Genomic DNA, 26,051 nt, shown 5'->3' with positions numbered 1-26,051 from the left:
CTTGGATGGATGCGTGGGCGGAGCCGGCGGCGCCGGTGAAGGGCAATGCGGACCAGAGCGCGCCGGCGGCACCGAGCACGGTACTGGTGGCAAGGAACTGGCGACGGGTCTTGTCGTTGGGGTCCTGGGACATGGTCTTCTCCGTCTGGGTGCGGCGGCGGCAGCGGCAACTGCGGAGCATGCCGCTTCAAGCCTGGCTAGGGATTGCATGGATGTGCGGTGGGTTGAAGAAGGTTAGCCCTGTTCACGTTTTGTGCTGGCAGGGCCGGCGATGGGCCGCAACGCGGCCCTAGCCTGCTCAGCGGTTCAGGAACGCCAGCAGGTCTTCATTGAGCTGCTGCGCATGGGTCACTGCGAACCCGTGCGGCGCCCCGCTGTACACCTTCAGCTCAGCCCCCCGAATCAACTCCGCAGCCCGCTTGCCGGTAGTCTCGAACGGTACGATCTGATCGTCGTCACCGTGGACCACCAAGGTCGGTACATCGATCTTGGCCATGTCCGGGCGGAAGTCGGTTTCAGAGAACGCACTGACGCAATCCAGCGTGGCCTTGATCGAAGCCATCAGCGCAATGTTCAGGGTCTGCGTCTGCACCCCCTGAGACACCTGCTGCCCATGGTTCAGCCCATAGAACGGCGTGGCGAAATCAGCGATGAACTGCGCCCGATCCGCCCGCAGGCCAGCCTGGATACCGTCGAATACCGAGGTGTCGACACCCTCCGGGTTATCGTCGCGCTTCCCGAACACCGGCGTCACCGCGCCCAGCAACACCAGCCCGGCAACCCGTGCGCTGCCATGGCGGGCGATGTAGCGGCTGACGTCGCCGCCACCCATGGAGAAGCCCACCAGGGTCACGTCGCGCAGGTCGAGGTGCTCGATCAGCTGGGCGATGTCGTCAGCGAAGGTGTCGTAGTCATAACCGTTCCACGGCTGGCCCGAGCGGCCGAAACCACGGCGGTCGAAGGCGATTGCGCGGTAGCCGCGGCTGGCCAGGTACTCCATCTGCGAGTCCCACATGTCGGCATCCAGCGGCCAGCCGTGGCTGAACAGCACGGGCTTGCCGCTGCCCCAGTCCTTGTAATAGATCGAAGTGCCATCGCGGGTAACGAGCGTAGTCATGTCTGTATCTCCTTGAAGTGTCTTGGTTGAGAGATGAATCAGCTGCGCAGCCAGTTGGCGCAACGACGGGTTACCCAGGGCATGATGAAAAACACCACGGGCAGGATCACGAACAGGTTGACGATCAGGTTGCCTGTGACCATCCCGCCAAACTGCGGGAAGCGGATGAAGAACGGCGCCAGCAATTGCGGAATGATCATGGTCATCGGGCAGATCACCAGGTAGGTCAGCAGGGCCTGCTTCCAGCGCGGCGGTTGCGCGGACGTCATGCTGGGCGGTGTGAACCAGAACTCCGGGTCTTCATGCACCTGGGTGTGGTCGCCGCCGTCGAGCAGCGGTAGCACTTCGTTGACCAGCGTCTGGCGCTCGCTGGAGTTGACCCAGGCCTGCAACAAGCTGGCATCTGCAAAGCGCACCACGGTGGTGAAGTGCAGCCCGCCGTCGTCCGGGCGGATCACGTTGACGTCGAGGTGCCCCGGCTGGCGCCGTGCGGTGCTGACCGTACGCTTGAGCCAAGCCTCGTACCTGGCCAGTGCCTGGGCGCGGACCTTGTGCTGGATGACCAGCGTCACCACGTTGCGGTTGTCTTGGAATGCGGTGTTCATCGGCGTTCCTTGGGATGAGCTTGCCCGCATCCACTGTGCAACGGCGGACGGGCGGATGATTGGATGAGTGTGCTGCCCTGCGCGGGCACCGCTGCCGGTGCCCGAGGCGGTCGGCTTACTTGCCGGCGTTGAAGGCGTTGTAGCTGGTCATCAGGTTGCGGTAATCCGGGATGTGGTTGGAGCACAGCGCCGCCAGCCCTTCGACGTCGTTGCGCCAGTCGCGGTGGAGCTCACATGCCACGCCGAACCAGGTCATCAGTTGTGCGCCAGCCTGGCTCATGCGGTCGTGGGCGGCGTCGCGGGTCATGGCATTGAAGGTGCCGGAAGCGTCAGTCACCACGAACACCTCGAACTCTTCTTCCAGTGCCGACAGCGCCGGGAAGGCTACACACACCTCGGTCACTACACCGGCGATGATCAGCTGCTTCTTGCCGGTGGCCTTCACCGCCTTGACGAAGTCTTCGTTGTCCCAGGCGTTGATCTGGCCAGGGCGGGCGATGTATGGGGCGTCCGGGAACAGTGCTTTGAGCTCCGGTACCAGCGGGCCGTTGGGGCCTTGTTCGAAGCTGGTGGTGAGGATGGTCGGCAGGTTGAAAAACTTGGCGAGGTCCGCCAGGGCCAGCACGTTGTTCTTGAACGCATCCGGCTCGATGTCACGGACCAGGGACAGCAGGCCAGCCTGGTGGTCGACCAGCAGAACGGCGGCGTCGTCTTTGTTCAGGCGGTTGTATTTGAAGTGGGTCATGGTCGTGCTCCTAAGGGTTTGGATGTTCAGTAAGTTGGGTGTTTCGCGTTGATGGGAGAAGCTTAAAACCACCACCTTTGGAGCGGTAGATAGTGATTTTTGGCTTTAGCGTTCTGTTTTGTGAACGATGATTGTGGGTCCTGGGCCGGCTCGCAAATACCACCTTCGCCCGCATTGCGGGGTTCCAGGCGCCGTCATCGAAGGCGAGCCACGCTGGAGGCTGGACGGCACTCCCACAGCCGTCGATGGCGCGCGGGTGAAATGCGCCTGTAAGGTTCACTCGCCCCCATTGCCGGCCACCTCAACCTGCTCTATTACTACACACAGCCCTCCCCTCACACCCGAGACCACCATGCTGGCTTTCATCCAGTCGTCCCCTTTGTTGCTCGGTTGTGCCCTGATCCTGCTCGACCTCGTGCTTTGGCAACTGATCCCTGTTCAGCGCAGGGCATGGCGTATCGGTGCGCGGTTGGCGATTTTCCTGCTGTTCAGCTGGGTGCTGGTGACTGCCGGGATGAGCCCGCTGCAACCGCCGCCCTGGGTCGACGACGTGTCGCGCAACCTGATGGCCACGGTGCTGGCGATCGGCTGGTGGCTGTTCGGCGCACGCACGGTGACGGTGGTGTTCGGCCTGCTGCTGGGGGCGCGCGGCAGCCATGGCGGGCGGTTGCTGCAGGATGTGCTGGGGGCGCTGATCTTCCTGGCGGCGGTGGTCGCCGCTGCAGGCTATGTGATGCAGCTGCCGGTAAAGGGCTTGCTGGCCACCTCCGGGGTGATGGCCATCGTCATTGGCCTGGCGTTGCAAAGCACCTTGGCCGACGTGTTCAGCGGGATCGTGCTGAACACCACGCGGCCTTATCAGATCGGCGATGCGATCTCGATCGACGGCACTGAAGGCAAGGTGCTGGACATCGACTGGCGGGCCACCCGCCTGCTCACCGGCTCCGGCAGCCTGGCGGTGATCCCCAACTCGGTGGCGGCCAAGGCCAAGTTGCTCAACCACAGCCGCCCGGCCGATGTGCATGGGGTGTCGATCAGTGTGGTGGTACCCGCCAAGGTAAGGCCGAAGCGGGTCTTCGATGCGCTGGAAAAGGCCTTGCAAGGCACCCGCGCGATACTCGCATCACCCAAGCCGAAAGTGACGGTGAAGGCCTCGACGCTGGAATCGGTGGAGTACGAAGCCAGCGGCTTCGTCGCTGACTTGGGCGGCAAGACCGAGGCGCGCAACCAGCTGTTCGATCTTGCACATCGCCACCTGGAGGCCAGTGGCGTGATGTGGAACGTCGACCTGGCCATGCCGCCGCGCAGCCGTCAGCGTGAAGTGCTGGACGAGGTACGGGTGTTCCGTTCGTTGACTGACGAGGAGCGCGATGCCTTGAGCCAGCGCATGACTGCCGTCGAGTACCTGGCAGACCAAGTGATTCTGGGCGTGGGCGAGCATTCCGATCACTTGCTGGTGATCGGTAGCGGCGTGGTTTCGGCGGCGATTCGCGATGGCGACACGTTAGTGGAAGCCGGGCGCATGGGGCCGGGGGAAGTGCTGGGGATCGAGGGCCTCATCGATGAGGATGACTCGTTTGCCGAATTCCGTACCCTGACCAGTTGCGTGCTGTATCGCATCGAGAAGGAGCAGGTGCGCAGCTGCCTGGTACAGCGCGGCGAGGTGCAGACGGCGTTGACCAAGTTGCAGCGGTTCCGGCGCCAGAGCCGGGAGTCATTGCTGCTGCAAAAGCCGACAGCGATCAAGAAAGGTGGCTTTCTCAGCTGGTTGCACAGGTAATGCTGACGCCTGCACCGGCCCTATCGCCGGCAAGCGGCGCCCAAAATGAGTCTGTGCCACCTGCGCCATCCGCAGCGCCGCAGAACCCTGCGGGAGCCGGCTTGCCGGCGATAGGGCCGGTACAAACACCTACAGCACTACCCGCAAACACTGCCCCGCGTGGTACAGCGAGAACCCGGACTCGTAGAACGCGGTGCGCAACGATGGCGCACTCACCCCGGTCATCGGCGAGAACGGGATCGGCAGGCTGTCCGCCTCGCCCTTGAGCAGAAACTCGGCGAACGCCCGGCCAATCACCGTGCCGGTGGTATTGCCGCGCCCGTTGTAGCCCGTCACCGCAACCAACCCCGGCGCCGGTTCGAACAGGCGCATCAGGTGGTCAGGGGTGAAGTCGATGCAGCCGGTCCAGTGCATCTCCCACTCGACCTTGCCCAGCTCAGGGTAGTAATGGCTCTGGATGCGGTCAGCCCAACTGCGCACGAACCATGCAGGCTTGTTATCCACCCGTCCAAGGCTGCCAAGCAGCAGGCGGCCCTGGTCGTCGCGGCGGATGCTGCTGAGCACCGTGCGGGTGTCCCACGAGCCTTGGCCATGTGGCAGAACCTTGTCGGCAGCAGCACCGTGCAGCGGCTTGGAAGCGACCTGGTAGTAGTAGCCACGGAAGAACTGCTTCTGCAGGTTGCTCCAATCACCCTCGGTGTAGGCGCCGGTCGAGATCACCACCTTCTCGGCGCGCACCGAGCCGCGGGCAGTCTTGACCCGCCAGGCATCGTCTTCGCGCTCCAGGCCTTCCACGGCCGATTGCTGGAACAACTTGCCGCCCAGGCGCGCAACCGCCGCGGCCAGGCCTTGGGTATACCCCATGGGGTTGATGGTGCCGGCGCGGCGGTCGAGCAGCGCGGCGGAAATCTTGTCGGTGCCGCAGTACTCCTGGCACTGGGCGCCGGTCAGCAGCTGCACATCGGCGCCGCGTCGGCGCCATTGCTCATGGCGCGCTTCGAGGTCGGCGATGCCGGTGGCGTTGTGCGCCATGTGCAGGGTGCCTTTGTGCTGCGCCTGGCAATCGATGCCGAGGCGTTCGATCATGGCGAACACTTCGCCTGGCGCCTCGCCGAGCACCTTGTTCAAGCGGCTGCCCTGCTTCTGGCCCAACGTTGCCTCGACATCGTCGGGACGGATCCAGGTGCCGGCGTTGACCAGGCCTACGTTACGTCCGGAGCCGCCGTGGCCGATCTTCCAGGCCTCCAGCAGGATCACCGACTTGCCCTGTTCGAGCAGGTGGATGGCCGCCGACAGGCCGGTGATGCCGCCGCCGATGACGCAGACGTCGGCCTTGTGTTCACCGGCCAGGGCCTGAGCGGCGACGGTAGGTTGGCTGACGTGTTCCCACAAGCATTGTTGACGCAGTTCGGACATGGCCGGCTCCAGCACTATTGTTCTTGTTGGGGCCGCTGTGCGGCCCATCGCTGGCAAGCCGGCTTCCACAAGGATCGCATCGCCCGCACGATCGCTGTGGGAGCCGGCTTGCCGGCGAACCGGGGGCAAAGCCCCCGGCCATGCAGCATCAGTCGAACACGATACCCTGCGCCAGCGGCAGCTCACGCGAGTAGTTCACGGTGTTGGTCTGGCGACGCATGTAGCCTTTCCAGGCATCGGAACCCGACTCACGACCGCCGCCGGTTTCCTTCTCGCCACCGAAGGCGCCGCCAATTTCGGCGCCGCTGGTGCCGATGTTGACGTTGGCGATACCGCAGTCGCTGCCCGAGGCGCTCTGGAAGCGCTCGGCCTCACGGATGTCGGTGGTGAAGATGCACGACGACAGGCCTTGCGGTACTTCGTTGTTCAGGCGCAGGGCCTCTTCGAAGTCATCGTAGGCCAGTACGTAGAGGATCGGTGCGAAGGTTTCGTGGCGCACCACGTCGCTCTGCGCGGGCATCTCGGCGATGGCTGGCGACACGTAGTAGGCGTTCGGGAACTGGTCGGCCAGCTGGCGCTCGCCACCGAATACCTGGCCACCCTCGTCGCGGGCCTTGGCCAGCGCGCCCTGCATGGCGTCGAACGACAATTTGTCGATCAGTGGGCCCACCAGGTTGTCCTTGCGCGGGTCGCCGATACGTACCTTGGCGTAGGCGGCTTTCACACGGGCAACCACTTCGTCCTTGATAGAGCGGTGCACGATCAGGCGGCGCAGGGTGGTGCAGCGCTGGCCGGCAGTGCCCACAGCGGAGAACAGAATGCCACGCACGGCCAGATCCAGATCGGCGCTCGGTGCCAGGATCATGGCATTGTTACCGCCCAGTTCCAGGATGCTGCGGCCGAAACGGGCAGCAACGCGCGGGCCGACTTCACGGCCCATACGGGTGCTGCCGGTGGCGCTGACCAGCGGCACGCGTGGGTCATCGACCAAGGCTTCGCCCGCTTCGCGGCCACCGATGACCAGTTGTGCCAGGCCAGCCGGGGCATCGCCAAAGGCTTTCAGGGCTTTTTCGAACAGTGCCTGGCAGGCCAGCGCGGTCAGCGGGGTCTTCTCCGAAGGCTTCCACACCACCGCGTTACCGGCCACCAGGGCCAGCGCGGTGTTCCAGGCCCACACGGCCACCGGGAAGTTGAAGGCGCTGATCACGCCGACCACGCCCAGCGGGTGCCAGCTCTCACGCATGTGGTGGCCAGGGCGCTCCGATGCGATGGTCAGGCCGTACAGCTGACGCGACAGGCCAACGGCGAAATCGCAGATGTCGATCATTTCCTGGACTTCACCCAGGCCTTCCTGAGTGATCTTGCCGGCTTCGATCGACACCAGTTCGCCCAGGTCGGCCTTGTGTTCACGCAGCACTTCACCGAACAGGCGCACCAGTTCGCCACGGCGCGGGGCCGGCACGCTGCGCCAGGCTTGGAAGGCACTCTGCGCCTGGTCGATGCGGGCGGTGGTCTCGGCCTTGCCAAGCAGTTTCACCGAGGCGATCTGGCTACCGTCGATCGGGGTGTGAACAGGGTAGTCGCCCTGGGTGTAAGCCGTGGCGGCAACGCCAAGGCGCTCGAGCAATCCAGCAACCATTGTGCTTCTCCTACATCGGGTGATGGGGTGGAAAAATGATGTGGATCAGTATTAATCCGATCACACCAGTGCAACAAACGACCTTTATTCCGCATATCATTCCGTCAGGTAATGATTTGAGTTGCAGAGACCGCTATGTCCAAACGCCTGGTGCCTTCCATGACCGCCCTGCAGTGCTTCGAAGCTGCAGCCCGCCACTTGAGTTTTACCCGTGCCGCCGAAGAGCTGCACCTGACCCAGAGCGCGGTCAGCAAGCAGGTCGCACAGCTCGAAGAGATGCTGCGCCACCACCTGTTCCTGCGTATCCGCCGGCGCCTGCAACTAACCCCCGCTGGCAGCCTGTACCTGGCCGAGGTCAACAAGATCCTCACCCAGGTGGACATGTCCAGCCGCTACGTGCTGACCTATGGCGAGCAGACCGAGATATTGAAGGTAGCCACTCAACCGAGTTTTGGCGTGCGTTGGTTGATCCCGCACCTCAAAGGCTTCGGCAAGCGCCACAGCAACATCCATCTGGACATCCGTAACGAGATGGAGCCCTTCGCCTTGCTGCAGGGCTCGGCGGATGTGGTGTTTTTCTATGGCCAAGGCACCTGGCCGGGGGCGACCTGCATCGAATTGTTCCGCGAGCAAGTAGTGCCGGTGTGCGCCCCGGAGCTGCTGGCCGGGCGTGAACTGGGGGATGCGGCCGAGCTGGCGGAGCTGGTGCTGCTGCAAAGCACGTCGCGGCCCGAAGCCTGGCACGAGTGGTTCCTGGAGCTGGGGCTGCACAGCGTCAGCGCCTACCACGGGCCACGGTTCGATACCTTCTACATGGCGCTGAGTGCGGCCCAGGCGGGCTGCGGGGTAGCGCTGGTACCGCGCTACCTGGTGGCCAAGGAATTGAGCGAAGGCAGCCTGGTGATTGCTTGGAACCATGCGATGAACAGTACCGGGGCGCATTACCTGGCCTATGCCGAGCACGCGGCAGAGGTGCCGAAGGTGCGGGCGTTGGCGCAATGGGTTCTGGAGCAGTTGCAGGCTTGAGAATCGCCATTGCGGCGAAAGGCCTCGAAGGTCGATCAAAAAAGGAATGACACAGCCACTTTTTTTCGCTTGTGGCCATAGTGCATTCCCAGCTTTCATGTAAGCGTCCGAACCCAACCAGGAAGCTAGCGATGCCCGCCCACGATTTCGTCAGCCCCGACAGCATCCGCGCGCAGTTCTCTGCCGCCATGTCGCTCATGTACAAACAGGAAGTGCCGCTGTACGGCACGCTGCTGGCGCTGGTGAGCGAAATCAACCAGCAGGTCATGGCCCAGCAGCCTGAGGTGGCCCAGGCGCTGCGCTGGACCGGCGAGGTGGAGCGCCTGGACCAGGAGCGCCACGGCGCCATCCGGGTCGGCACAGCACAAGAGCTGGCCACCATCGCCCGGTTGTTCGCGGTGATGGGCATGCAGCCGGTTGGGTACTACGACCTCAGCAGCGCAGGCGTGCCCGTGCACTCCACCGCGTTTCGCGCCGTGCACGAACAGGCACTGCACATCAGCCCGTTCCGCGTCTTCACCTCGCTGCTGCGCCTGGAACTGATCGACAATCCCGCACTGCGTGAGTTGGCACAGAGCCTCCTGGCCAAACGCAAGATCTTCACCGCCCGCGCCCTTGAGCTGATCACCCAGTGCGAGCGCGATGGCGGCCTGAACGCGACCGACGCCGAGGCGTTCGTGCAGGAGGCCCTGCACACCTTCCGCTGGCACCAGGAGGCTACGGTTACCGCCGAGCAGTACCAGCAGTTACACGACCAGCACCGCCTGATCGCTGACGTGGTGGCGTTCAAGGGCCCGCACATCAATCACCTGACCCCGCGCACCCTGGACATCGATGCGATCCAGTTGGGCATGCCGGCCAAAGGTATCCCACCCAAAGCCGTTGTCGAAGGCCCGCCCACTCGCCGCCACCCGATCCTGCTGCGCCAGACCAGCTTCAAGGCTCTGCAGGAGAAGGTTGCGTTCAGGGACCAGCACGGTAGCGAAGGCAGCCACACCGCACGTTTCGGCGAGATCGAGCAGCGCGGCGCGGCACTCACGCCCAAAGGCCGGCAGCTGTATGACACGCTGCTCGACGCTACCCGTGCAGCCTTGGGCGGCGCACCGGCAGAGGCCAACGCCGAGCGCTACATGGCACTGCTGAAAGAGCACTTTGCCGCGTTTCCGGATGACCTGGCACAGATGCGTGAGCAAGGGCTGGCGTACTTCCGCTATTTCGCGACCGAGAAGGGCATGGCCGCACGCGAGCAGGCTGAGCGCCCGACCACTCTGCAGGGCTTGATCGAGGCCGGCCATGTGCACTTCGAGGCGCTGGTCTACGAAGACTTCCTGCCAGTGAGCGCGGCGGGGATCTTCCAGTCCAACCTGGGTGACGATGCCCAGGCCGAGTATGGCAGCAACGCCAACCGCGAGGCCTTCGAAGCGGCATTGGGGCTGCAGGTACTGGATGAGCTGGCGTTGTACGCGCAGACTGAGCAGCGCTCGGTGCAGGCTTGTGCGCAGGCATTGAACCTGGAGTTGGTGTAAGCCTCAGGGTTGCTGGGGGCGCTGTGCGCCCTTTGGCGACACAAGGCCGCGCCTACGAAGATTCGCAGGCGCGGCCCCGGTTTACTCAACGAAACCGGTCGACTTCCTGGCGCAACTGCGCCGCCAGCCCTTCGAGCTTCTTGGCGGTAAAGGCCAGCTCATTGGCCACGTCACGCTGTTCGCTGTTGGCTTGGGCAATGCTCTGCAGGTTGCGGCTTAGCACCGTTGCGGTGCTGCTTTGCTCCTGGGTGGCAGTGCTGATCACCGTGAACTGCTCACCCGCGACGCGGCTTTGCTCGTCAATACGCGCCAGCGCTTCAGCCACCTTGTCGTTGCGTGTCAGGCCTTCCTGCATCAGCTGGTTGCCCTGCTCCAGGGTGCTGATGGCATGGCCGGTCTGCTGCTGGATACTGGCGATCATCCCGGAGATCTCATCCGTCGCTTGACGCGTACGCGCCGCCAGGCCACGAACCTCGTCAGCCACCACGGCAAATCCACGGCCCTGCTCGCCCGCCCGCGCCGCTTCGATGGCCGCGTTGAGCGCCAACAGGTTGGTCTGTTCGGCAATGGCAGTAATCACCCCGACAATGCCACCAATTTCCTGGGAGCGTGCACCCAGTGTGTCCATCACCGTTGCAGTGCCACCCAGGGCCTCGGCGATCTGGCGCAACGAACTCGACGCTTCATCCATCGCGCTACGGCCGATGCGGGTCTGCTGGGCATTGTCACGGGCCATGCGCTCGGTGCCCGCCATGTTGTCAGCGATGTTCATCGAGGTAGCGCTGAACTCCTCTACCGCACCGGCCATGCTGGTGATTTCGCCGGACTGCTGGTCCATGCCTTCGCAGGCACCGGCCGACAGGCCAGACAGCGAGCGGGCACGGCTGCTGACTTGCTCGGAAGCCCCGCGAATGTGTTCGACCATGGTCGCCAACGCTTCGCCCATCTTGTTGAAGCTGCGTGCCAGTTGGCCGATCTCGTCATGGCTGGTCACGGCCAGGCGGGCGCTCAGGTCGCCTGCACCCAGCGCCTCGGCTTGGCGCACCAGGTCATCCAGCGGGCGCAACTTGCGGCGCAACAGCCACAGCGTGGCGGCCACTGCCAGCAGCATCGCCAGCAAGCTGCCGATGGCCAGGCGCAAGCCAACGCTCCAGGTCACCGCACGGATCTCCTCCAGAGGCATGCTGGCGACTACCGTCCAGGGGCCTTCGGCAAAGGGTGCAGAAGCGCTGTACAGAGGCTGGTCGGCATTGGCTGGGGGTACCAGCCACTTGCCTTGCTCGTCGCGCAAGGCCAGCGAGCCAGTATCGCCAATCCGGAAGCGCTTGAGGTTGGCGAACTGCGCGTTTTGCGCGTCGGTATAGTCAAAGCCAACGAACAGCACCGCGATCACCCGCCCGCTGCCATCGGTCACTGGCACATAACGGGTCATGTAATTGCGCTCGAACAGCAGGGCACGGCCGACATACGTCTGCCCCGCCATCAGTTTTGCGTAGGCCGGGTGCTGGCGGTCGAGCTGAGTGCCGATGGCCCGGCTGCCATCCTGTTTCTTCAGGTTGGTGCTGATGCGTACGAAGTCGTCGCCACTGCGCACGAACAGGGTCGCTACACCCGCGGTCAGCTGCTGAAATTCATCGACCTGGTGGAAGTCGTTGTTGAGCAGTTGATCACCCAGGTACAGCGCCGGTGTGGGTTGGCCGGCCACCTGCACGGTTTCGCCGGCATGCAGCGACAGCCCCGAAGCGAAGCGGCGCTCGAACAGGCCGCTCAGGCGCTGGGTGTTGTCCTTGAGCGAACCATGGAAGGTGTCGAGCTGGTCGGCCAACAGCCGCGCTTCACTGGCCAGGTGTTCCTGGCGAGTGGTCAGGTTGGCGTCGTCCAGGGAACGCAGGGCGAACAAGGTACTGCCGGTAATCACCAGCGCCAGCACGATGGCGAGAGCGATACCAAGCTGCGAGGCGATTCGGGCACGCGGTTGAGACATGGGGAGCTCCTGGCAGGCGGCCCGGATCATCCTGATCACCCCGACCACCTGCTGTTATCAACGGAGAGTCGCGCCCTCTTCCGGGACGCTGGTGCAACTAGATCGGCGTCGCTGGCAAATACTTGAGTGTCGGGCCGGGGTATTCGCAAACGTTTTCTATTTCTGTACCGGCCCAAATCGCTGGCAAGCTGACTCCCACCGGCTGGACTGCCGGCGATAAAGCCAGCGCAGGCAATCAGATGGCCGGCAGTATTTGCACAGCCGGCAGGCTCACCGCCGCGGCCTCTTCCTGCAGAAATACGCTCAACCGCCGCAACCGCTCCCCACCCGGCCGGGTTCTCGGCCAGACCAGGTAGTAATCCATGCCGCTGGGCACCGCCGTCGGCCATGGCAGGCTCAAACGACCCTGCGCAACATCCTCGGCGACCATCAGCAGGTCACCCATGGATATCCCGTAGCCACGGGCCGCCGCAATCATCCCCAGCTCCAAGGTGTCGAACACCTGCCCACCTTTGAGTGAAACGCTATCAGCCAGCCCCATGCGCTCCAGCCATTCTCGCCAGTCACGCTTGTCGGGGGTCGGGTGCAACAGCTCGATGCCGGCCAGCCTGCGCTCGTCCAAAGGGCCTTCCTTGAGCAGGTCGGGTGCGCCCACCGGGATCAGTAGCTCGGAAAACAGCCGGCGTACCTCCCAGTCCGGCGGAAAAGCACCGTCACTGAGCAATACCGCGCAGTCGAAGGGTTCCTGGTTGAAGTCCACGTGGTCGACATCCATCCAGGCGCTGGTCAACTGCACTTCATTGCCCGGCTGCAAGTGCCGGAACTGGCTCAGGCGCGCCAGCAGCCAGCGCATGGTCAGCGTCGACGGCGCCTTCATGCGCAGTATGTCGTCCTCACCGCGCAAGGTGTCGCACGCGCGCTCCAGCGCGGCAAAGCCCTCACGCACGCCGGGCAGCAGCACCCGGGCGGCCTCGGTCAATTGCAGGCTGCGCCCGCTGCGGATGAACAGGCGACAGGCAAAGTGCTCCTCCAAGGTACGGATGTGGCGGCTGACCGCACTCTGGGTGATCGACAGCTCCTGACCGGCACGGGTGAAAGAGCTGAGCCGGGCGGCGGCTTCGAATGCGCGCAGCGCATACAGCGCAGGCAGCTGACGGGACATATGGCACCTGCTTACGGGGGCAGAAAGGGGATGCATGAAATCATATATGCATGAGTTCAACTCATGCCAATCATCGTTTTTATCCTTTTGTGCAAAGTTGACCGAAGCCTCAGAATCGTCCCTCGCTCACAGAGTCAGAAGGACCACCCCCATGCACGTCGCGCCCACTAAAGAACTCAAGGCTTTGCTGCGCCTGGCCGGGCCGCTGGTTGCCTCGCAGTTGGCGCACATGCTGATGGTGTTGACCGACACCCTGATGATGGCCCGCATCAGCCCCCAGGCCTTGGCCGGCGGTGGGCTGGGGGCTGCGAGCTATTCGTTCGTGTCGATCTTCTGCCTGGGGGTGATCGCTGCAGTCGGCACGCTGGTGGCGATCCGCAAGGGCGCCAATGACATCGAAGGCGCCACCCGGCTGGCGCAAAACGGTTTGTGGCTGGCCTGGGGGCTGGCGCTGGTGGCCGCGCTGGCGTTGTGGAACCTCAAGCCGGTGTTGCTGCTGTTCGGCCAACAGCCTGAAAACGTCGCCTCGGCCACCGAATTCCTCACCCTCTTGCCACTGGCGCTGCCGGGCTACCTGACCTTCATGGCCCTGCGCGGTTTCACCAGCGCCTTGGGCCGCTCGACCCCGGTGATGGTCATCAGCCTGATCGGTACGGTGCTCAACTACCTGTTCAACGTCGCGCTGATCGAAGGCATGTTCGGCCTGCCCAAGCTTGGGCTGATGGGCATCGGCCTGGTCACCGCCGTGGTGTCGATGGGCATGGCCATCGCGCTGGCCTTGTACATCCGCTGGCACCCGGCGTATGCCGCCTACCCGCTGCGCAAGGGCCTGTCGCGCCCTTCGCTGCCGGCCTTGCGCGAGCTGTGGCGCCTGGGCTTGCCGATCGGGGGCACCTACATGGTGGAGGTCGGCCTGTTCGCTTTTGCCGCCCTGTGCATGGGTGTACTTGGCAGCACCGAGCTTGCGGCCCACCAGATTGCCCTGCAGATCGTTTCTACCGCATTCATGGTGCCGACCGGGCTTTCGTATGCGGTGACCATGCGCGTAGGGCTGTATTACGGTGCCGGCAACCTGCCGGCGGCGCGCAGTGCCGGGCGTGTAGGCATCAGCTTTGGCGCGCTGATCATGTTCGCCTTCGCGGCACTGTTCTGGCTGCGCCCGGAGATGCTGGTGAGCCTGTTCATCGATGGCAATGATCCAGCGTTTGCGCCGATCTACCAGCTGGCAGTGAGCTTGCTGATGGTGGCGGCCTGGTTCGAGCTGTTCGATGGTGTGCAGACCATCGCCATGGGTTCGATCCGCGGGTTGAAGGATGCCAAGACCACCTTCCTGATCGGCCTTTGCTGCTACTGGCTGGTCGGAGCGCCAAGTGCGTGGTTGCTGACCTTCAACCTGGGTGGCGGTGCAGTCGGTGTGTGGTGGGGGCTGGCATTGGGGCTGGCGTGTGCTTCGGTGGCGCTGACCCTGGCCTTTGAGTGGCGGATGAAGCGGATGCTGGGCAAGGCGGGAGCGGGTGCACAGGCTGCTGTTTCGGCCTGACTGCTGGGCCACATCGCCGGCAGGCCGGCTCCCAACGGTAAAGCGCAGACCTGAAGAACCAGGCAGTCGCGGGAGCTGGCTTGCCAGCGATATGGCGCTAGAGCACTTGCGTCAGCTTGCGTTCACACGCCTGCCCCAGGTACGCCATCAGCTCATCCACCGGCAGTGGCTTGCTGACCAGAAACCCCTGCACCTGGTCACAGCCGAACTCGCGTAGCAAGGCCATCTGCTCAGGGCTTTCAACGCCCTCGGCCACCACCTCGAGGTTGAGGTTGTGCGCCAGGTTGATCATCGCGTGCACCAGCTTGCGGTTTTCCTCGCGCATCTCCATTTCGGCGACAAAGCTGCGATCGACCTTGAGCAAGGTGATCGGCAGGCTGTTCAGGTGCACGAAGGATGAGAAACCGGTGCCGAAATCGTCGAGCGAGAAGCGCACGCCAAGGCGCCCCAGAGCATCCATGGTCTGGCGGACCAGCTCATTGCGGCGCATCACCGCCGTTTCGGTCAGTTCGAACTCCAGCCAGCGGGCGTCGACGCCATGTTCGATGATCAGCCGGCTCAGGGTCGCCAGCAGCTGGCTGTCCTGGAACTGGCGAAAGCTCAGGTTGACCGCCATGTGCAGGGGGGCCAGGCCGCTCTCGCGCAAGGCCTGCATGTCACGCAGGGCACGGGAGATAACCCAGTAGCCCAACGGCACGATCAACCCGCTCTGCTCGGCCAGCGGCACGAACTCGCTCGGCGGCAACAGGCCGCGCTCGGCATGACGCCAGCGCACCAGCGCCTCAAGGCCGACGATGCTGCCATCGCCCAGGTTCAGCCGTGGCTGGTAGTGCAGCTCCAGCTCATCACGACGCAGGGCCCTGCGCAGTTCGCCTTCCAGGTCGGCGAGGCTGCGGGCGTTGCGGTTGATTCGCTCATTGAACACATGGAAGGTACAGCCCTGGCTGCTTTTGGCCTGGCGCATGGCGATGTGCGCATGCCACATCAATGGGTCGGCGCCACTTTGCGCGCGGGCGTGGGCAAGGCCCAGGCTGCAGCCAAGCAACAGGCTTTCGCCGTCGATCCAGTAAGGCTCGGCCAGGGCTTCGACGATGCTTTCGGCGATGCGCTCGGCGCGGGCGTTGTCGCGGCGGGTGTCGATCAGCAGGGCAAATTCATCACTGCCCAGGCGTGCCAGCTGGTCGCCGGCCGCCAGTTGCTGCTTCAGCCGTGACACCACCTGCAGGATCAGCCGGTCGCCACCCTGGTGGCCGAGGGCATCGTTGACATGACGAAAGTTGTCCAGGTCCAGATGCCCAAGGGCTACTCCGCGCCCGTCGTTCTCAGCCAGCCGGGCGGTCAGCAGGGCCTGGAAACCCTGGCGGTTGGCGATGCCCGTCAACGGGTCCTGCTCGGCCAGGCGCTGTAAGGTGGCCACCAGCACGCCACGTTCGCGTACGTGGCGCAAGGAACGGCGAAGCGCATCGGTATTCAACTGGCTGCGCACCAGCCAGTCGCTGACGCCTGTGGGTGGGGTCAGCGGCTCCTCGTCCAGCAACAGGATGGTCGGCAGCTCGCAACGCCCCGGCGCAGGTTGCAGGGCCTGGGTGGCCAGGATCACGGCCTGGCGGTCTTGGCTGAACAGGCTGTCCACTGCAGCCCAGTTGGGCGCAGTCAGCAGTACCGCTGTACCGTTCAGCGGCAGCAGGCATTCGCGCAACAAGGCGGCCCATTCCGGCTCATCAGCCAACAACAGCAAACGCAAAGGTTCGACAGGCGTGGACAAGCGGGCTCCTTAAAGCGAGGACGGTGGCAAAAGGGTGGCCGTGTATGCTACTGGATAAATGAAAATGATTTTCACTTTTAGACGTATCCTTGCCCACAGTGCGTCCCGACACATTTTGACGTGCATCCTGCTCGAAAGCGGTTAAACCAGCAAATACGATTTTTTCCATGAATAGCATGAGCCTGACTAATGCTATGCGCGACACAAAGTCTGACTCAGACGTCAGACGGTCGCGCCACAAGGGCCCCATGCCTGTTAGAATGCGCGGCTATTTTCTGGCGACCCCCGGTTTCTAGCATGTCCCGACTCAATCCCAGGCAACAGGAAGCCCGTGACTACGTCGGCGGCCCTCTTTTGGTGCTCGCCGGTGCAGGCTCCGGCAAGACCAGCGTGATCACGCGCAAGATTGCCCACCTGATCCAGAACTGCGGCATCCGTGCCCAGTACATCGTCGCCATGACCTTCACCAACAAGGCTGCGCGCGAGATGAAGGAGCGGGTCGCCACCCTGCTGCGCCCGGGGGAAGGCCGAGGCCTGACGGTGTGTACCTTCCACAACCTGGGCCTGAACATCATCCGCAAGGAGCACGACAAGCTGGGCTACAAGCCGGGCTTTTCGATCTTCGACGAGTCCGATATCAAGGCGCTGCTGTCGGACATCATGCAGAAGGAGTATTCCGGCGACGACGGCATCGACGAGATCAAGAACATGATCGGTGCCTGGAAGAACGACCTGATCCTGCCCGCCGAAGCCCTGGAAAAAGCGCGAAACCCGCGCGAGCAGACCGCCGCCATCGTCTACACCCATTACCAGCGCACGCTCAAGGCGTTCAACGCGGTGGACTTCGACGACCTGATCCTGCAGCCGGTCAAGCTGTTCCAGGAGCACCCCGAAGTGCTGGAGCGCTGGCAGAACCGCGTGCGCTACCTGCTGGTGGACGAATACCAGGACACCAACGCCAGCCAGTATCTGCTGGTGAAGATGCTCATCGGCATGCGCAACCAGTTCACCGTGGTGGGTGACGATGACCAGTCGATCTACGCCTGGCGTGGTGCGCGCCCCGAGAACCTGATGCTGCTCAAGGAAGACTACCCTTCCCTGAAAATCGTCATGCTCGAACAGAACTACCGCTCCACCAGCCGCATCCTGCGCTGCGCCAACGTGCTGATCGCCAACAACCCGCATGCGTTCGAGAAGCAGCTGTGGAGCGAGATGGGCGTGGGCGACGAGATCCGTGTGATCCGCTGCAAGAATGAGGACGCCGAGGCCGAGCGTGTGGCCATGGAAATCCTCACCCTGCACCTGCGCACCAACCGCCCTTACAGTGACTTCGCCATCCTGTACCGCGGTAACTACCAGGCCAAGCTGATCGAGCTGAAACTGCAGCACCATCAGGTGCCGTATCGCCTGTCGGGCGGCAACAGCTTCTTCGGCCGCCAGGAAGTCAAGGACCTGATGGCCTACCTGCGCTTGCTGGTGAACCCGGATGACGACAACGCCTACCTGCGGGTGATCAACGTACCGCGCCGCGAGATCGGCTCGACCACCCTGGAAAAGCTCGGCAACTACGCGACCGAACGGGGCGTGTCGATGTATGCCGCCAGCGAGGAACTGGGCTTGGGCGAGCACTTGGACGCGCGTTATACCGAGCGTCTGCAGCGTTTCAAGCACTGGCTCGACGGCGTGCGCCACAAAGTCGCCCTGGAAGACCCGATTGCCGCGCTGCACGAGATGATCCGCGACATCGACTATGAAAACTGGATTCGCCAGCAAACGGCCAGCGACAAAGCCGCTGAGTTCCGCATCAGCAACGTCTGGTTCCTGGTAGAAGCACTGAAGAACACCCTCGAGAAGGACGAAGAGGGTGACATGACCATCGAGGACGCCATCGGCAAACTGGTGCTGCGCGACATGCTCGAGCGCCAGCAGGAAGAGGAAGAAAACGCCGAGGGGGTGCAGATGATGACCCTGCACGCGTCCAAAGGCCTGGAATTCCCTTACGTGTTCATCATGGGCATGGAGGAGGAAATCCTCCCCCACCGCTCGAGCATCGAAGCCGACACCATCGAAGAGGAACGCCGCCTGGCCTACGTGGGCATTACCCGCGCCCGCCAGACCCTGGCCTTCACCTTCGCTGCCAAACGCAAGCAGTATGGCGAAATCATCGACTGCACGCCCAGCCGGTTTCTCGACGAACTGCCGCCGGACGACCTGGCCTGGGAAGGCCTGGACGATGCGCCAGTGGAAGTCAAAGCCGCGCGTGGCAACAACGCGCTGGCCGATATCCGGGCAATGCTCAAACGCTGATCAACCATTACTCTTTAACTCTGCCGCGCTTTGCGGCCACCTTTGCTACATCGGAGATACACAGTGGAAGCACTGCAGCAGAAGATTCGCGACGAAGGCATCGTGCTTTCCGATCAGGTTCTAAAAGTCGATGCGTTTCTCAACCACCAGATCGACCCTGCGCTGATGCAGCTGATCGGTGACGAATTCGCTCGCCTTTACGCCGATGCCGGTGTGACCAAGATCGTCACCATCGAAGCCTCGGGCATTGCGCCGGCGGTGATGACTGGCCTGAAGCTGGGCGTTCCGGTGATCTTCGCGCGCAAGCATCAGTCCCTGACCCTGACCGAAAACCTGCTGACGGCCTCGGTGTATTCCTTCACCAAGCAGACCGAAAACACCGTGGCCATCTCCCCGCGCCACCTCAACAGCAGCGACCGCGTGCTGGTGATCGATGATTTCCTGGCCAACGGCAAGGCCTCCCAGGCGCTGATCTCGATCATCAAGCAAGCCGGTGCCACCGTTGCCGGCCTGGGTATCGTCATCGAGAAATCGTTCCAGGGTGGCCGTGCCGAACTGGACAGCCAAGGTTACCGCGTTGAATCCCTGGCCCGGGTCAAGTCGCTGGAAGGTGGCGTGGTCAGCTTCATCGATTGAGCCTGTACCGGCCTCATCGTCGGTAAGCCGGCTCCCAAAGGAGCTGGCTTCCCGGCAGTCCGCTGCAAAGCAGGCCCGGTATTTATCGCGTCGCTGCCAACCCTGCCAAAACCAACCGCTGATACAGCTCTTCCTTCAGCCCTCGCGGCTCATCGAGCTGCATGCGCGCCAACTGCGCCGCATACCCCTCCGGCCCCGGCGCATCCAGCGCTGCCTTGCCCAGCTCCAGCACCTCGCTCAACCTGAACTTGCTTTTGAGCCAGCCCAACGCCCGCAGCAAGTCCCGTTCCTCAGCGGTGAAATCTGTCCCCAACGGGTACTCAGGGAACAGCCGTGCATGCCGCGCCCTGATCTGCTCAAGTCGCTCAGGCGTGTTGTCGGTAAACCGCGCATCGAGTTGAAAGTCTTTTGCGAGCTTGCCTGCCTGCTTGGCCTGTTCGATCAGCTCGCCCTGGAATCTGGAGTCGGTGATTGCCAGTAGCCGGGCGATCACTTCGCTGTCGGTCTGCCCACGCAAGTCGGCGATGCCGTACTCGGTCACCACGATGTCACGCAAGTGCCGGGGGATGGTGCAGTGGCCGTAGGCCCAGAGCAGGTTGGAGCTGACCTCGCCCCCCGCCTCACGCCAACTGCGCAGCAACAGGATGGATCGCCCGCCCTCCAGCGCATGGCCCTGTGCGACGAAATTGTACTGCCCGCCCACGCCGCTGAGCACGCGGCCATTTTCCAGCTGGTCGGCTACCCCCGCGCCGAGCAGGGTCATGGTGAACACGGTGTTGATGAAGCGGGCATCACGCCGCTGGCGGCGCTTCAGTTCTTCCTGGCCATACAGCTCGTTGATGAAGCTGATACGCGTCATGGCAAACTGCGCGCGCTGCTCCAGTGGCATCTCCCGCAAGCGTTGATAGAACGCCTGCGGGCCAAGGAAGAAGCCGCCATGTACCAGCACGCCTTGCTCGTCAGCCGGGCGCCGCACCACCCCGGCTTCGGCCAGCGCCAGCAGGCCGTTGACGAACATCTCACTGCACCCATAGAGGCCTTGGGCGAACGCATCCAGCCCGCCCTCACGCTCGATCAGGGTGTGCCAGGGCCCTACATCCAGCTCACCCATCAATGCCCGATACCCAGGGTTGTCGCCTTGGCGCGCCAGCAACGCAGCGGTCACGGCATCACCCATGGCGCCAATGCCGATCTGCAGGGTGCCGCCATCGCGCACCAGGGTGCTGGCGTGCAGGCCGATGCAATGGTCCTGGGTGGTTACCGGCATGTTCGGTGTGGAGAACAGCCGACGCTGTTCCACCTGATCGATCAGCAGGTCGAACGCCTCCATGCCCAACTCCGAATCGCCTGGCATGTAGGGCAGCTCGGCATGCACCTGACCGAGCATGAGGATGGTTTCGCCGGCCTCGCGGCGCTTGGCGATCATCGGCAGCAGGTCGAGGGTGATGTCGGGGTTGCAGGCCAGGCTCAAGTGCACCGGCCTTTGCGGCGTGGCGGCGACCAATTGCGCGATCAGGTTCAGGCCCTTGGCGTTGATGTCGCGGGCTGCATGGCTGTAGTTGCTGCTGACGTAGTCTTGCTGCGCGCAATCACTGTGCAGCAGGCCGCCGGGCTGCATGAAGAACTGCTCGACGCGGATGTTGGGCGGCAGCTGGTCGTTGCGCAGGTCGGCCAGGTAGGTGAGTTCCTGGTAATCGGCGAACACACGCTCGACGAAGGGCTCGAGGAAACGTCGTTGCAGGCCGTCGCCCAAGGGTGGGCGGCCAAGCGACAAAGCCGTGTAGATCGTCAAGCGGCGCTCTGGCAGGTCACGCACCCGGGCGTACAACGCATTGACGAAGGCATTGGGTTTGCCAAGCCCCAGCGGCAGGCCCATGTGAATGTGGGCGGGCAAGCGTGACAAGACCTGCTCGACTGCCTGGTCGATGGAGCAGAGGTGCATCTTGGCCTCCTGAGTCTTCCGTAGGTTCAGGGGTTGGACAGGAATCGACAGCGGTCGTTGCCTGCGCAAAGACAAAGCCCGCCATGGAAGGCGGGCTATCGGCAATTCAACGCTGGTTCAAAGCCCGGACATCTTCTGGATGGCTGCTTTGAGTTCTTCATCCGAGCAATCGGCGCAGGTGCCCTTGGGGGGCATGGCATTGATGCCGGTTATGGCCTTGGCAAGGATCCCATCGAGGCCGCCCTGGTGGTCGGCACGTTCTTTCCATGCGGCGGTATCGCCAATTTTCGGCGCGCCGAGCAGGCCGCTGCCATGGCAGGCGTTGCAATGCTTGGCGATGATTTCATCCGGTGTCTTGGCACCGCCACCGCCAGCCGAAGCGGCCACCTCCATGCCCTTGCATTCCTGGCCCTGGACGCACACCTGACCCACCGGCTCGAGGCGTTTGGCAATGTCATCATTGGTCGCAGCGGTTGCGCTCATTGCCCAAAGGGCGAATACGGCTGCTGGTACGGCCAGCATCTTCTTGGTTTGGTTCACGCGAACACCCTCATGGTGGCTAATCACGCCCGCGGCCACGGTAATGCGAGCGTTGAAAAGTATAGCGGGAACCCACAAGCCGTGAAACGACCCTACTCAGGAAAGGGGTATTGCCGAATCAATGCACTGCGCTGGATCAAAAGTTCGAGGGCGTTGCCGCGCTGATCAGTCGGGCCGGCTCATCGAACGGGTTGCGAAAACGGTGCGGGCGGGTGCTCTCGAAATAGTAGCTGTCACCTTCTTCGAGGATGAAGGTCTCGGTGCCTACCACCAGTTCCAGCCGGCCCTCCAGGAGGATGCCGGTCTCTTCGCCATCGTGGGTGAGCATCTCCGCTCCGGTGTCGGCACCCGGCGGGTAGACCTCGGTAAGGAAGGCGATCGCGCGGTTGGGATGCGACTTGCCTACCAGCTTCATGGTCACCGCGCCGTCGGAAATGTCGATCAACTCGTGGGCCTTGTAGACAATCTGGGCCTGGCTTTGCGCTTCCAGTTCCACGGAGAAAAACTCGACCATGGACATGGGAATGCCGCTGAGCACCTTGCGCAGCGAACTGATCGAGGGGCTCACACTGTTCTTCTCGATCATCGAGATGGTGCTGTTGGTCACGCCCGCACGCTTGGCGAGTTCACGCTGGGACAGGCCCTTGAGCTTGCGGATGGCTTGCAGTCGTTCGCCGACGTCCAAAGCTGGAGCCTCCTGAAACGGTGAGATGGCGGGGTGAATGTGAACGATATCATGGCAATGCCGTTCAGTATTTACAACACACCGCCCCTCAGGCTGTCCGCTTCAGCGTGTCATTCGCCGACGTAGTCCAGTGGCACGCGTTTGAGGTTGCAGAAGATCTGGTAGGGGATGGTCCCTGCGTGCATGGCGACGTCACTGGCCAACACGTGCTTGCCCCACAGCTCGACCGGGCTGCCGATGGTCGCTTCGGGCACGTCGGTCAGGTCGATGCACAGCATGTCCATGGAAACCCGGCCAATCAGCTGGCTGCGCTTGCCGGCGACCATCACCGGGGTACCGGTCGGGGCCTGGCGGGGGTAGCCATCGGCATAGCCCATGGCAACGACACCGACCCGGGTGGGGCGTTGGCTGATGAACTTGGCGCCATAGCCTACGGGCTCGCCAGCGGGCAGTTCCCGCACACTGATCACCTGCGATTGCAGGGTCATTACCGGCTGCAGGCGCTCGGCCTGGGCTTGCGCCACGTCGAACGGGGTTGCGCCATACAGCATGATGCCAGGGCGCACCCAGTCGCTGGGGGCATGAGGCCAGGCGAGCACGCCGGGCGAGTTGCGCAGGCTGCATTCGGCAGCCAGCCCCTGGCGGGCGGCCTCGAACACGGCAATCTGTTGCCCAGTGGCGTCGGCATCCAGTTCATCGGCACGGGCGAAATGGCTCATCAGCACGATGCGCGCAACCTTGCCGCTGGCCAGCAGGCGCTGGTAAGCGTCGTGATAGTCCTTGGGGTGCAGTCCGACACGGTGCATGCCGCTGTCGAGCTTGAGCCAAACGGTCAATGGCTTGTGCACGGGGGTATTTTCGATGGCCTCAAGCTGCCACAGCGAATGCACCACGCACCACAGGTCATGCTCGGCGATCAGGGAAAGCTCGCTGGCTTGGAAAAAGCCTTCGAGCAGCAGCATCGGCGCCTTGATGCCTGCCGCACGCAACTCCAGCGCCTCTTCGATGCACGCCACGGCAAAGCCATCGGCTTCGGCTTCCAGTGCAAGGGCGCAACGCACTGCACCGTGGCCATAGGCGTCGGCCTTGATCACGGCGAGCGCTTTAGCGCCGGTCAGTTCACGGGCAAGACGGTAGTTGTGGCGCAGGGCTTGGAGGTCGATCAGGGCGCGGGCGGGACGCATGGCGGCAGCCTTATGGTGGTTCAGGTTGAAAACAGTGTTGAACCCATCGCCGGCAGGCCAGCGATGGGCCGGTGACGCCAGGCGATTACTGGTGCACTGGCGCCGTATGGCCTTGCTTGGCGGCTTCCCGGGTGTTGCCATAGCGTGAAATATCCAGCCCTTCAGCGCTGATTTGCGGCTTTTTGCGCGCAATCAGGTCAGCCAGCAGGCGCCCGGAACCACAGGCCATGGTCCAACCCAGCGTACCGTGGCCGGTATTGAGGAACAGGTTTCGGAACGCGGTAGCCCCCACGATCGGGGTGCCGTCCGGAGTCGCCGGCCGCAGGCCGGTCCAGAAACTGGCCTGGCTCAGGTCACCGCCGCGAGGATAAAGGTCGTTGACGATCATCTCCAGTGTTTCGCGCCGGCGCGGGTTCAGCGACAGGTCAAAACCGGCGATCTCAGCCATGCCACCGACACGGATACGGTTGTCGAAGCGGGTGATGGCGACCTTGTAGGTCTCATCGAGAATGGTCGAAGTAGGCGCCATGTCGGCGTTGGTGATCGGCACGGTCAGCGAATACCCCTTGAGCGGGTAGACCGGTGCTTTGATGCCCAGCGGTTTGAGCATCTGCGGCGAGTAGCTGCCCAGCGCCAGCACGTAGCGGTCGGCGGTTTCAAGCTTGCCGTCGACCCATACGCCATTGATTCGGTCACCGGCGAAGTCGAGGCGCTGGATGTCCTGGCCGAAGCGGAATTCGACACCCAGCTTGAGGGCCATGTCAGCAAGCCTGGTGGTGAACAGCTGGCAGTCGCCGGTCTGGTCGTTGGGCAGGCGCAGGGCACCGGCGAGAATGTCCTTGACCCCTGCCAGGGCGGGCTCGACACGGGCAATGCCGTCGCGGTCCAGCAGCTCATAGGGCACGCCCGACTGCTCGAGCACAGCGATGTCCTTGGCAGCAGCATCGACCTGAGCCTGGGTGCGGAACAGCTGGGTGGTGCCCAAAGTGCGGCTTTCGTAAGCGATACCGGTTTCGGCGCGCAGTTCGTCGAGGCAATCACGGCTGTACTCAGACAGGCGCACCATGCGCTCCTTGTTCACTGCATACCGGCTGGCGGTGCAGTTGCGCAGCATCTGCGCCATCCACAGGTACTGGTCGACGTCGCCGGTCAGCTTGATGGCCAGTGGCGCGTGGCGCTCCAGCAGCCACTTGATGGCTTTGAGCGGCACGCCTGGGGCGGCCCAGGGCGAGGCGTAGCCGGGCGAGATCTGGCCTGCGTTGGCGAAGCTGGTTTCCATCGCCACCGCCGGTTGGCGATCGACCACAGTCACTTCAAAACCTTGCCGGGCCAGGTAATAGGCACTGGCGGTTCCGATTACACCGCTACCAAGTACCAGAACTCGCATCGTTGATCCCTCGCACGCGGCGCACCGCATTTTTGTTGAAATGGCATGGATGCGCGCAGTATAAAAATTACAGGCCAGTGCAATTCACTATATAAAAGCCTATATTTGGCGAGAATTCTCGGCAAAAACGCCTTTCACGGAGGGGCATCCCCTATGAGAACCCAGCACCAGAGCAAGCGTGAACTGGACAAGATCGACCGCAACATCCTGCGGATCCTGCAGAGTGACGGGCGCATTTCCTTCACCGAACTGGGCGAGAAAGTCGGGCTTTCCACCACCCCTTGCACCGAGCGCGTGCGCCGCCTGGAGCGGGAGGGCATCATCATGGGCTACAACGCCCGGCTCAACCCTCAGCACCTGAAGGGCAGCCTGCTGGTATTCGTGGAGATCAGCCTGGACTACAAGTCGGGCGACACGTTCGAGGAGTTCCGCCGCGCGGTACTCAAGCTGCCCCACGTGCTGGAATGCCACTTGGTGTCGGGCGATTTCGATTACCTGGTCAAGGCACGTATTTCGGAGATGGCTTCATACCGCAAGCTGCTTGGCGACATCCTGCTCAAGCTACCGCATGTGCGTGAATCCAAGAGCTACATCGTGATGGAGGAGGTGAAGGAAAGCCTCTGCCTGCCGATCCCGGATTGACGCTAGACCAGCACCTGCCGGGTGGTGGCGATGAACCGGTGGACGAGCTCCTCGGCCTGCGGCTCGATCATCGGTTCCGGGCCACGGCCGCGTGGGCAGGCCATGCGTGGGGTGGTGCCGAACAGGCGGCAGATCATCGGGCGTTCTTCGTAGACGGTGCAGCCATTGGGCCCCAGGTGCACACAGTCCAGGCGCTCCAGTGCCGCATTCTGCTCAGCCTGTGACTTGCGCGGCAGGCGGGCCATCTCTTCGGCAGACGTGGTTACCGGGCCGCAACAGTCGTGACAACCGGGCTCGCATTCGAAGGAAGGGATGAGTTCACGCAGGAACTGGATCTTGTGGCGGTTGCAGGACATGGTGACAAACACATTGAAGATTGAGGCTCGATTATAGGCCTCATCGCCGGCTTGCCCAGAATGAGGC

Annotated in this window: 21 protein-coding genes and 1 pseudogene; 7 read left to right on the top strand and 15 right to left on the bottom strand. The window is 63.2% G+C overall.

The window, feature by feature from the left end; translation table 11 throughout:
* Positions 1-298: 298 nt before the first annotated feature.
* The 3 genes from JNA92_RS12575 to ycaC all read right to left on the bottom strand — a co-directional run bounded on the left by JNA92_RS12575 (position 299) and on the right by ycaC (position 2,467).
* Complete coding sequence (locus JNA92_RS12575) at positions 299-1,117, bottom strand: alpha/beta fold hydrolase (protein ID WP_241804963.1); 819 nt, start codon at positions 1,115-1,117, stop codon at positions 299-301.
* 38 nt (positions 1,118-1,155) lie between these two features.
* Positions 1,156-1,722 carry an antibiotic biosynthesis monooxygenase gene (locus tag JNA92_RS12570; protein ID WP_241804962.1) on the bottom strand — a complete coding sequence of 189 codons (567 nt, stop codon included), beginning with the start codon at positions 1,720-1,722 and terminating at the stop codon, positions 1,156-1,158.
* A gap of 115 nt (positions 1,723-1,837) precedes the next feature.
* Entirely contained in the window at positions 1,838-2,467 is a 630-nt protein-coding gene (ycaC, locus tag JNA92_RS12565) for an isochorismate family cysteine hydrolase YcaC (protein ID WP_241804961.1), read from the bottom strand.
* 352 nt (positions 2,468-2,819) lie between these two features.
* Between ycaC and JNA92_RS12560 the strand changes: the two genes are divergently transcribed.
* Positions 2,820-4,247 (top strand): mechanosensitive ion channel family protein, encoded by a 1,428-nt coding sequence (locus tag JNA92_RS12560; RefSeq protein WP_241804960.1) that lies wholly within the window; start codon positions 2,820-2,822, stop codon positions 4,245-4,247.
* A gap of 129 nt (positions 4,248-4,376) precedes the next feature.
* Here the strand turns inward: JNA92_RS12560 and amaA are convergent, their stop codons facing one another.
* Both amaA and amaB read right to left on the bottom strand, forming a co-directional pair.
* Entirely contained in the window at positions 4,377-5,663 is a 1,287-nt protein-coding gene (gene amaA, locus JNA92_RS12555; protein WP_241804959.1) for an L-pipecolate oxidase, read from the bottom strand.
* 148 nt (positions 5,664-5,811) lie between these two features.
* On the bottom strand, positions 5,812-7,302 hold the full coding sequence (gene amaB / locus JNA92_RS12550; protein WP_277818149.1) for an L-piperidine-6-carboxylate dehydrogenase: 1,491 nt from the start codon (positions 7,300-7,302) through the stop codon (positions 5,812-5,814).
* 135 nt (positions 7,303-7,437) lie between these two features.
* Here amaB and JNA92_RS12545 point away from each other — a divergent pair, with 135 nt between their 5' ends.
* On the top strand, positions 7,438-8,328 hold the full coding sequence (locus JNA92_RS12545) for a LysR family transcriptional regulator (RefSeq protein ID WP_241804958.1): 891 nt from the start codon (positions 7,438-7,440) through the stop codon (positions 8,326-8,328).
* Between the two features lie 131 nt (positions 8,329-8,459).
* On the top strand, positions 8,460-9,854 hold the full coding sequence (hglS, locus tag JNA92_RS12540; RefSeq protein WP_241804957.1) for a 2-oxoadipate dioxygenase/decarboxylase HglS: 1,395 nt from the start codon (positions 8,460-8,462) through the stop codon (positions 9,852-9,854).
* A gap of 85 nt (positions 9,855-9,939) precedes the next feature.
* Here hglS and JNA92_RS26080 read toward each other — a convergent pair whose 3' ends face one another.
* The 3 genes and pseudogenes from JNA92_RS26080 to JNA92_RS12530 form a co-directional block, all read right to left on the bottom strand.
* The gene (locus tag JNA92_RS26080; RefSeq protein WP_431312461.1) at positions 9,940-10,662 is read right to left on the bottom strand and encodes a methyl-accepting chemotaxis protein; all 723 of its coding nucleotides are present in this window, start codon (positions 10,660-10,662) and stop codon (positions 9,940-9,942) included.
* Between the two features lie 135 nt (positions 10,663-10,797).
* Positions 10,798-11,838: pseudogene (locus tag JNA92_RS26075) on the bottom strand (Cache 3/Cache 2 fusion domain-containing protein); the annotation flags it as partial.
* A gap of 235 nt (positions 11,839-12,073) precedes the next feature.
* Positions 12,074-13,000 carry a LysR substrate-binding domain-containing protein gene (locus JNA92_RS12530; RefSeq protein ID WP_241804955.1) on the bottom strand — a complete coding sequence of 309 codons (927 nt, stop codon included), beginning with the start codon at positions 12,998-13,000 and terminating at the stop codon, positions 12,074-12,076.
* Between the two features lie 151 nt (positions 13,001-13,151).
* Between JNA92_RS12530 and JNA92_RS12525 the strand changes: the two genes are divergently transcribed.
* The gene (locus tag JNA92_RS12525; protein ID WP_241804954.1) at positions 13,152-14,540 is read left to right on the top strand and encodes a NorM family multidrug efflux MATE transporter; all 1,389 of its coding nucleotides are present in this window, start codon (positions 13,152-13,154) and stop codon (positions 14,538-14,540) included.
* Between the two features lie 97 nt (positions 14,541-14,637).
* Here the strand turns inward: JNA92_RS12525 and JNA92_RS12520 are convergent, their stop codons facing one another.
* Positions 14,638-16,305, bottom strand: coding sequence for a putative bifunctional diguanylate cyclase/phosphodiesterase (locus tag JNA92_RS12520; protein WP_241804953.1), 1,668 nt, complete (start codon positions 16,303-16,305; stop codon positions 14,638-14,640).
* Positions 16,306-16,602: 297 nt separating this feature from the next.
* Here JNA92_RS12520 and rep point away from each other — a divergent pair, with 297 nt between their 5' ends.
* Positions 16,603-18,612: a DNA helicase Rep gene (gene rep / locus JNA92_RS12515; RefSeq protein ID WP_241804952.1), complete on the top strand. Its 2,010-nt coding sequence runs from the start codon at positions 16,603-16,605 to the stop codon at positions 18,610-18,612.
* A gap of 63 nt (positions 18,613-18,675) precedes the next feature.
* Entirely contained in the window at positions 18,676-19,248 is a 573-nt protein-coding gene (locus JNA92_RS12510) for a xanthine phosphoribosyltransferase (RefSeq protein ID WP_241804951.1), read from the top strand.
* 82 nt (positions 19,249-19,330) lie between these two features.
* On the opposite strand, the gene JNA92_RS12505 is transcribed toward JNA92_RS12510, so the two are convergent.
* From JNA92_RS12505 to dadA, 5 genes are all read right to left on the bottom strand, one after another.
* A complete protein-coding gene (locus tag JNA92_RS12505; protein ID WP_241804950.1) occupies positions 19,331-21,190 on the bottom strand; it encodes an acetyl-CoA hydrolase/transferase C-terminal domain-containing protein in 1,860 nt (619 codons plus the stop codon).
* 117 nt (positions 21,191-21,307) lie between these two features.
* Positions 21,308-21,712 carry a c-type cytochrome gene (locus JNA92_RS12500; RefSeq protein WP_241805183.1) on the bottom strand — a complete coding sequence of 135 codons (405 nt, stop codon included), beginning with the start codon at positions 21,710-21,712 and terminating at the stop codon, positions 21,308-21,310.
* A gap of 154 nt (positions 21,713-21,866) precedes the next feature.
* The gene (locus tag JNA92_RS12495; RefSeq protein WP_241804949.1) at positions 21,867-22,415 is read right to left on the bottom strand and encodes a cupin domain-containing protein; all 549 of its coding nucleotides are present in this window, start codon (positions 22,413-22,415) and stop codon (positions 21,867-21,869) included.
* Between the two features lie 110 nt (positions 22,416-22,525).
* Positions 22,526-23,599, bottom strand: a complete 1,074-nt coding sequence (alr, locus tag JNA92_RS12490) for an alanine racemase (protein WP_241804948.1) — start codon at positions 23,597-23,599, stop codon at positions 22,526-22,528.
* Positions 23,600-23,684: 85 nt separating this feature from the next.
* Positions 23,685-24,986: a D-amino acid dehydrogenase gene (dadA, locus tag JNA92_RS12485; protein ID WP_241804947.1), complete on the bottom strand. Its 1,302-nt coding sequence runs from the start codon at positions 24,984-24,986 to the stop codon at positions 23,685-23,687.
* 153 nt (positions 24,987-25,139) lie between these two features.
* Here dadA and dadR point away from each other — a divergent pair, with 153 nt between their 5' ends.
* A complete protein-coding gene (gene dadR, locus JNA92_RS12480; RefSeq protein WP_039581953.1) occupies positions 25,140-25,628 on the top strand; it encodes a transcriptional regulator DadR in 489 nt (162 codons plus the stop codon).
* Positions 25,629-25,630: 2 nt separating this feature from the next.
* On the opposite strand, the gene JNA92_RS12475 is transcribed toward dadR, so the two are convergent.
* Positions 25,631-25,984: a YkgJ family cysteine cluster protein gene (locus JNA92_RS12475; RefSeq protein WP_241804946.1), complete on the bottom strand. Its 354-nt coding sequence runs from the start codon at positions 25,982-25,984 to the stop codon at positions 25,631-25,633.
* Positions 25,985-26,051: the final 67 nt, after the last annotated feature.

It is taken from the genome of Pseudomonas putida, assembly GCF_022627325.1.
Classification (GTDB): domain Bacteria; phylum Pseudomonadota; class Gammaproteobacteria; order Pseudomonadales; family Pseudomonadaceae; genus Aquipseudomonas; species Aquipseudomonas putida_X.
This window is presented reverse-complemented; position numbering and strand designations above follow the sequence as displayed.

Excerpts from the sequence above, each read along its gene's own strand:
- amaB (WP_277818149.1), bottom strand. The coding sequence starts at position 7,302 with ATGGTTGCTGGATTGCTCGAGCGCCTTGGCGTTGCCGCCACGGCTTAC.
- dadA (WP_241804947.1), bottom strand. The coding sequence starts at position 24,986 with ATGCGAGTTCTGGTACTTGGTAGCGGTGTAATCGGAACCGCCAGTGCC.
- JNA92_RS12575 (WP_241804963.1), bottom strand. The coding sequence starts at position 1,117 with ATGACTACGCTCGTTACCCGCGATGGCACTTCGATCTATTACAAGGAC.
- JNA92_RS12505 (WP_241804950.1), bottom strand. The coding sequence starts at position 21,190 with ATGCACCTCTGCTCCATCGACCAGGCAGTCGAGCAGGTCTTGTCACGC.
- JNA92_RS12475 (WP_241804946.1), bottom strand. The coding sequence starts at position 25,984 with ATGTCCTGCAACCGCCACAAGATCCAGTTCCTGCGTGAACTCATCCCT.
- JNA92_RS26080 (WP_431312461.1), bottom strand. The coding sequence starts at position 10,662 with ATGGCCGGTGCGGTAGAGGAGTTCAGCGCTACCTCGATGAACATCGCT.
- JNA92_RS12525 (WP_241804954.1), top strand. The coding sequence starts at position 13,152 with ATGCACGTCGCGCCCACTAAAGAACTCAAGGCTTTGCTGCGCCTGGCC.
- JNA92_RS12560 (WP_241804960.1), top strand. The coding sequence starts at position 2,820 with ATGCTGGCTTTCATCCAGTCGTCCCCTTTGTTGCTCGGTTGTGCCCTG.
- rep (WP_241804952.1), top strand. The coding sequence starts at position 16,603 with ATGTCCCGACTCAATCCCAGGCAACAGGAAGCCCGTGACTACGTCGGC.
- dadR (WP_039581953.1), top strand. The coding sequence starts at position 25,140 with ATGAGAACCCAGCACCAGAGCAAGCGTGAACTGGACAAGATCGACCGC.
- JNA92_RS12500 (WP_241805183.1), bottom strand. The coding sequence starts at position 21,712 with ATGCTGGCCGTACCAGCAGCCGTATTCGCCCTTTGGGCAATGAGCGCA.
- ycaC (WP_241804961.1), bottom strand. The coding sequence starts at position 2,467 with ATGACCCACTTCAAATACAACCGCCTGAACAAAGACGACGCCGCCGTT.
- JNA92_RS12570 (WP_241804962.1), bottom strand. The coding sequence starts at position 1,722 with ATGAACACCGCATTCCAAGACAACCGCAACGTGGTGACGCTGGTCATC.
- amaA (WP_241804959.1), bottom strand. The coding sequence starts at position 5,663 with ATGTCCGAACTGCGTCAACAATGCTTGTGGGAACACGTCAGCCAACCT.
- alr (WP_241804948.1), bottom strand. The coding sequence starts at position 23,599 with ATGCGTCCCGCCCGCGCCCTGATCGACCTCCAAGCCCTGCGCCACAAC.
- hglS (WP_241804957.1), top strand. The coding sequence starts at position 8,460 with ATGCCCGCCCACGATTTCGTCAGCCCCGACAGCATCCGCGCGCAGTTC.
- JNA92_RS12545 (WP_241804958.1), top strand. The coding sequence starts at position 7,438 with ATGTCCAAACGCCTGGTGCCTTCCATGACCGCCCTGCAGTGCTTCGAA.
- JNA92_RS12530 (WP_241804955.1), bottom strand. The coding sequence starts at position 13,000 with ATGTCCCGTCAGCTGCCTGCGCTGTATGCGCTGCGCGCATTCGAAGCC.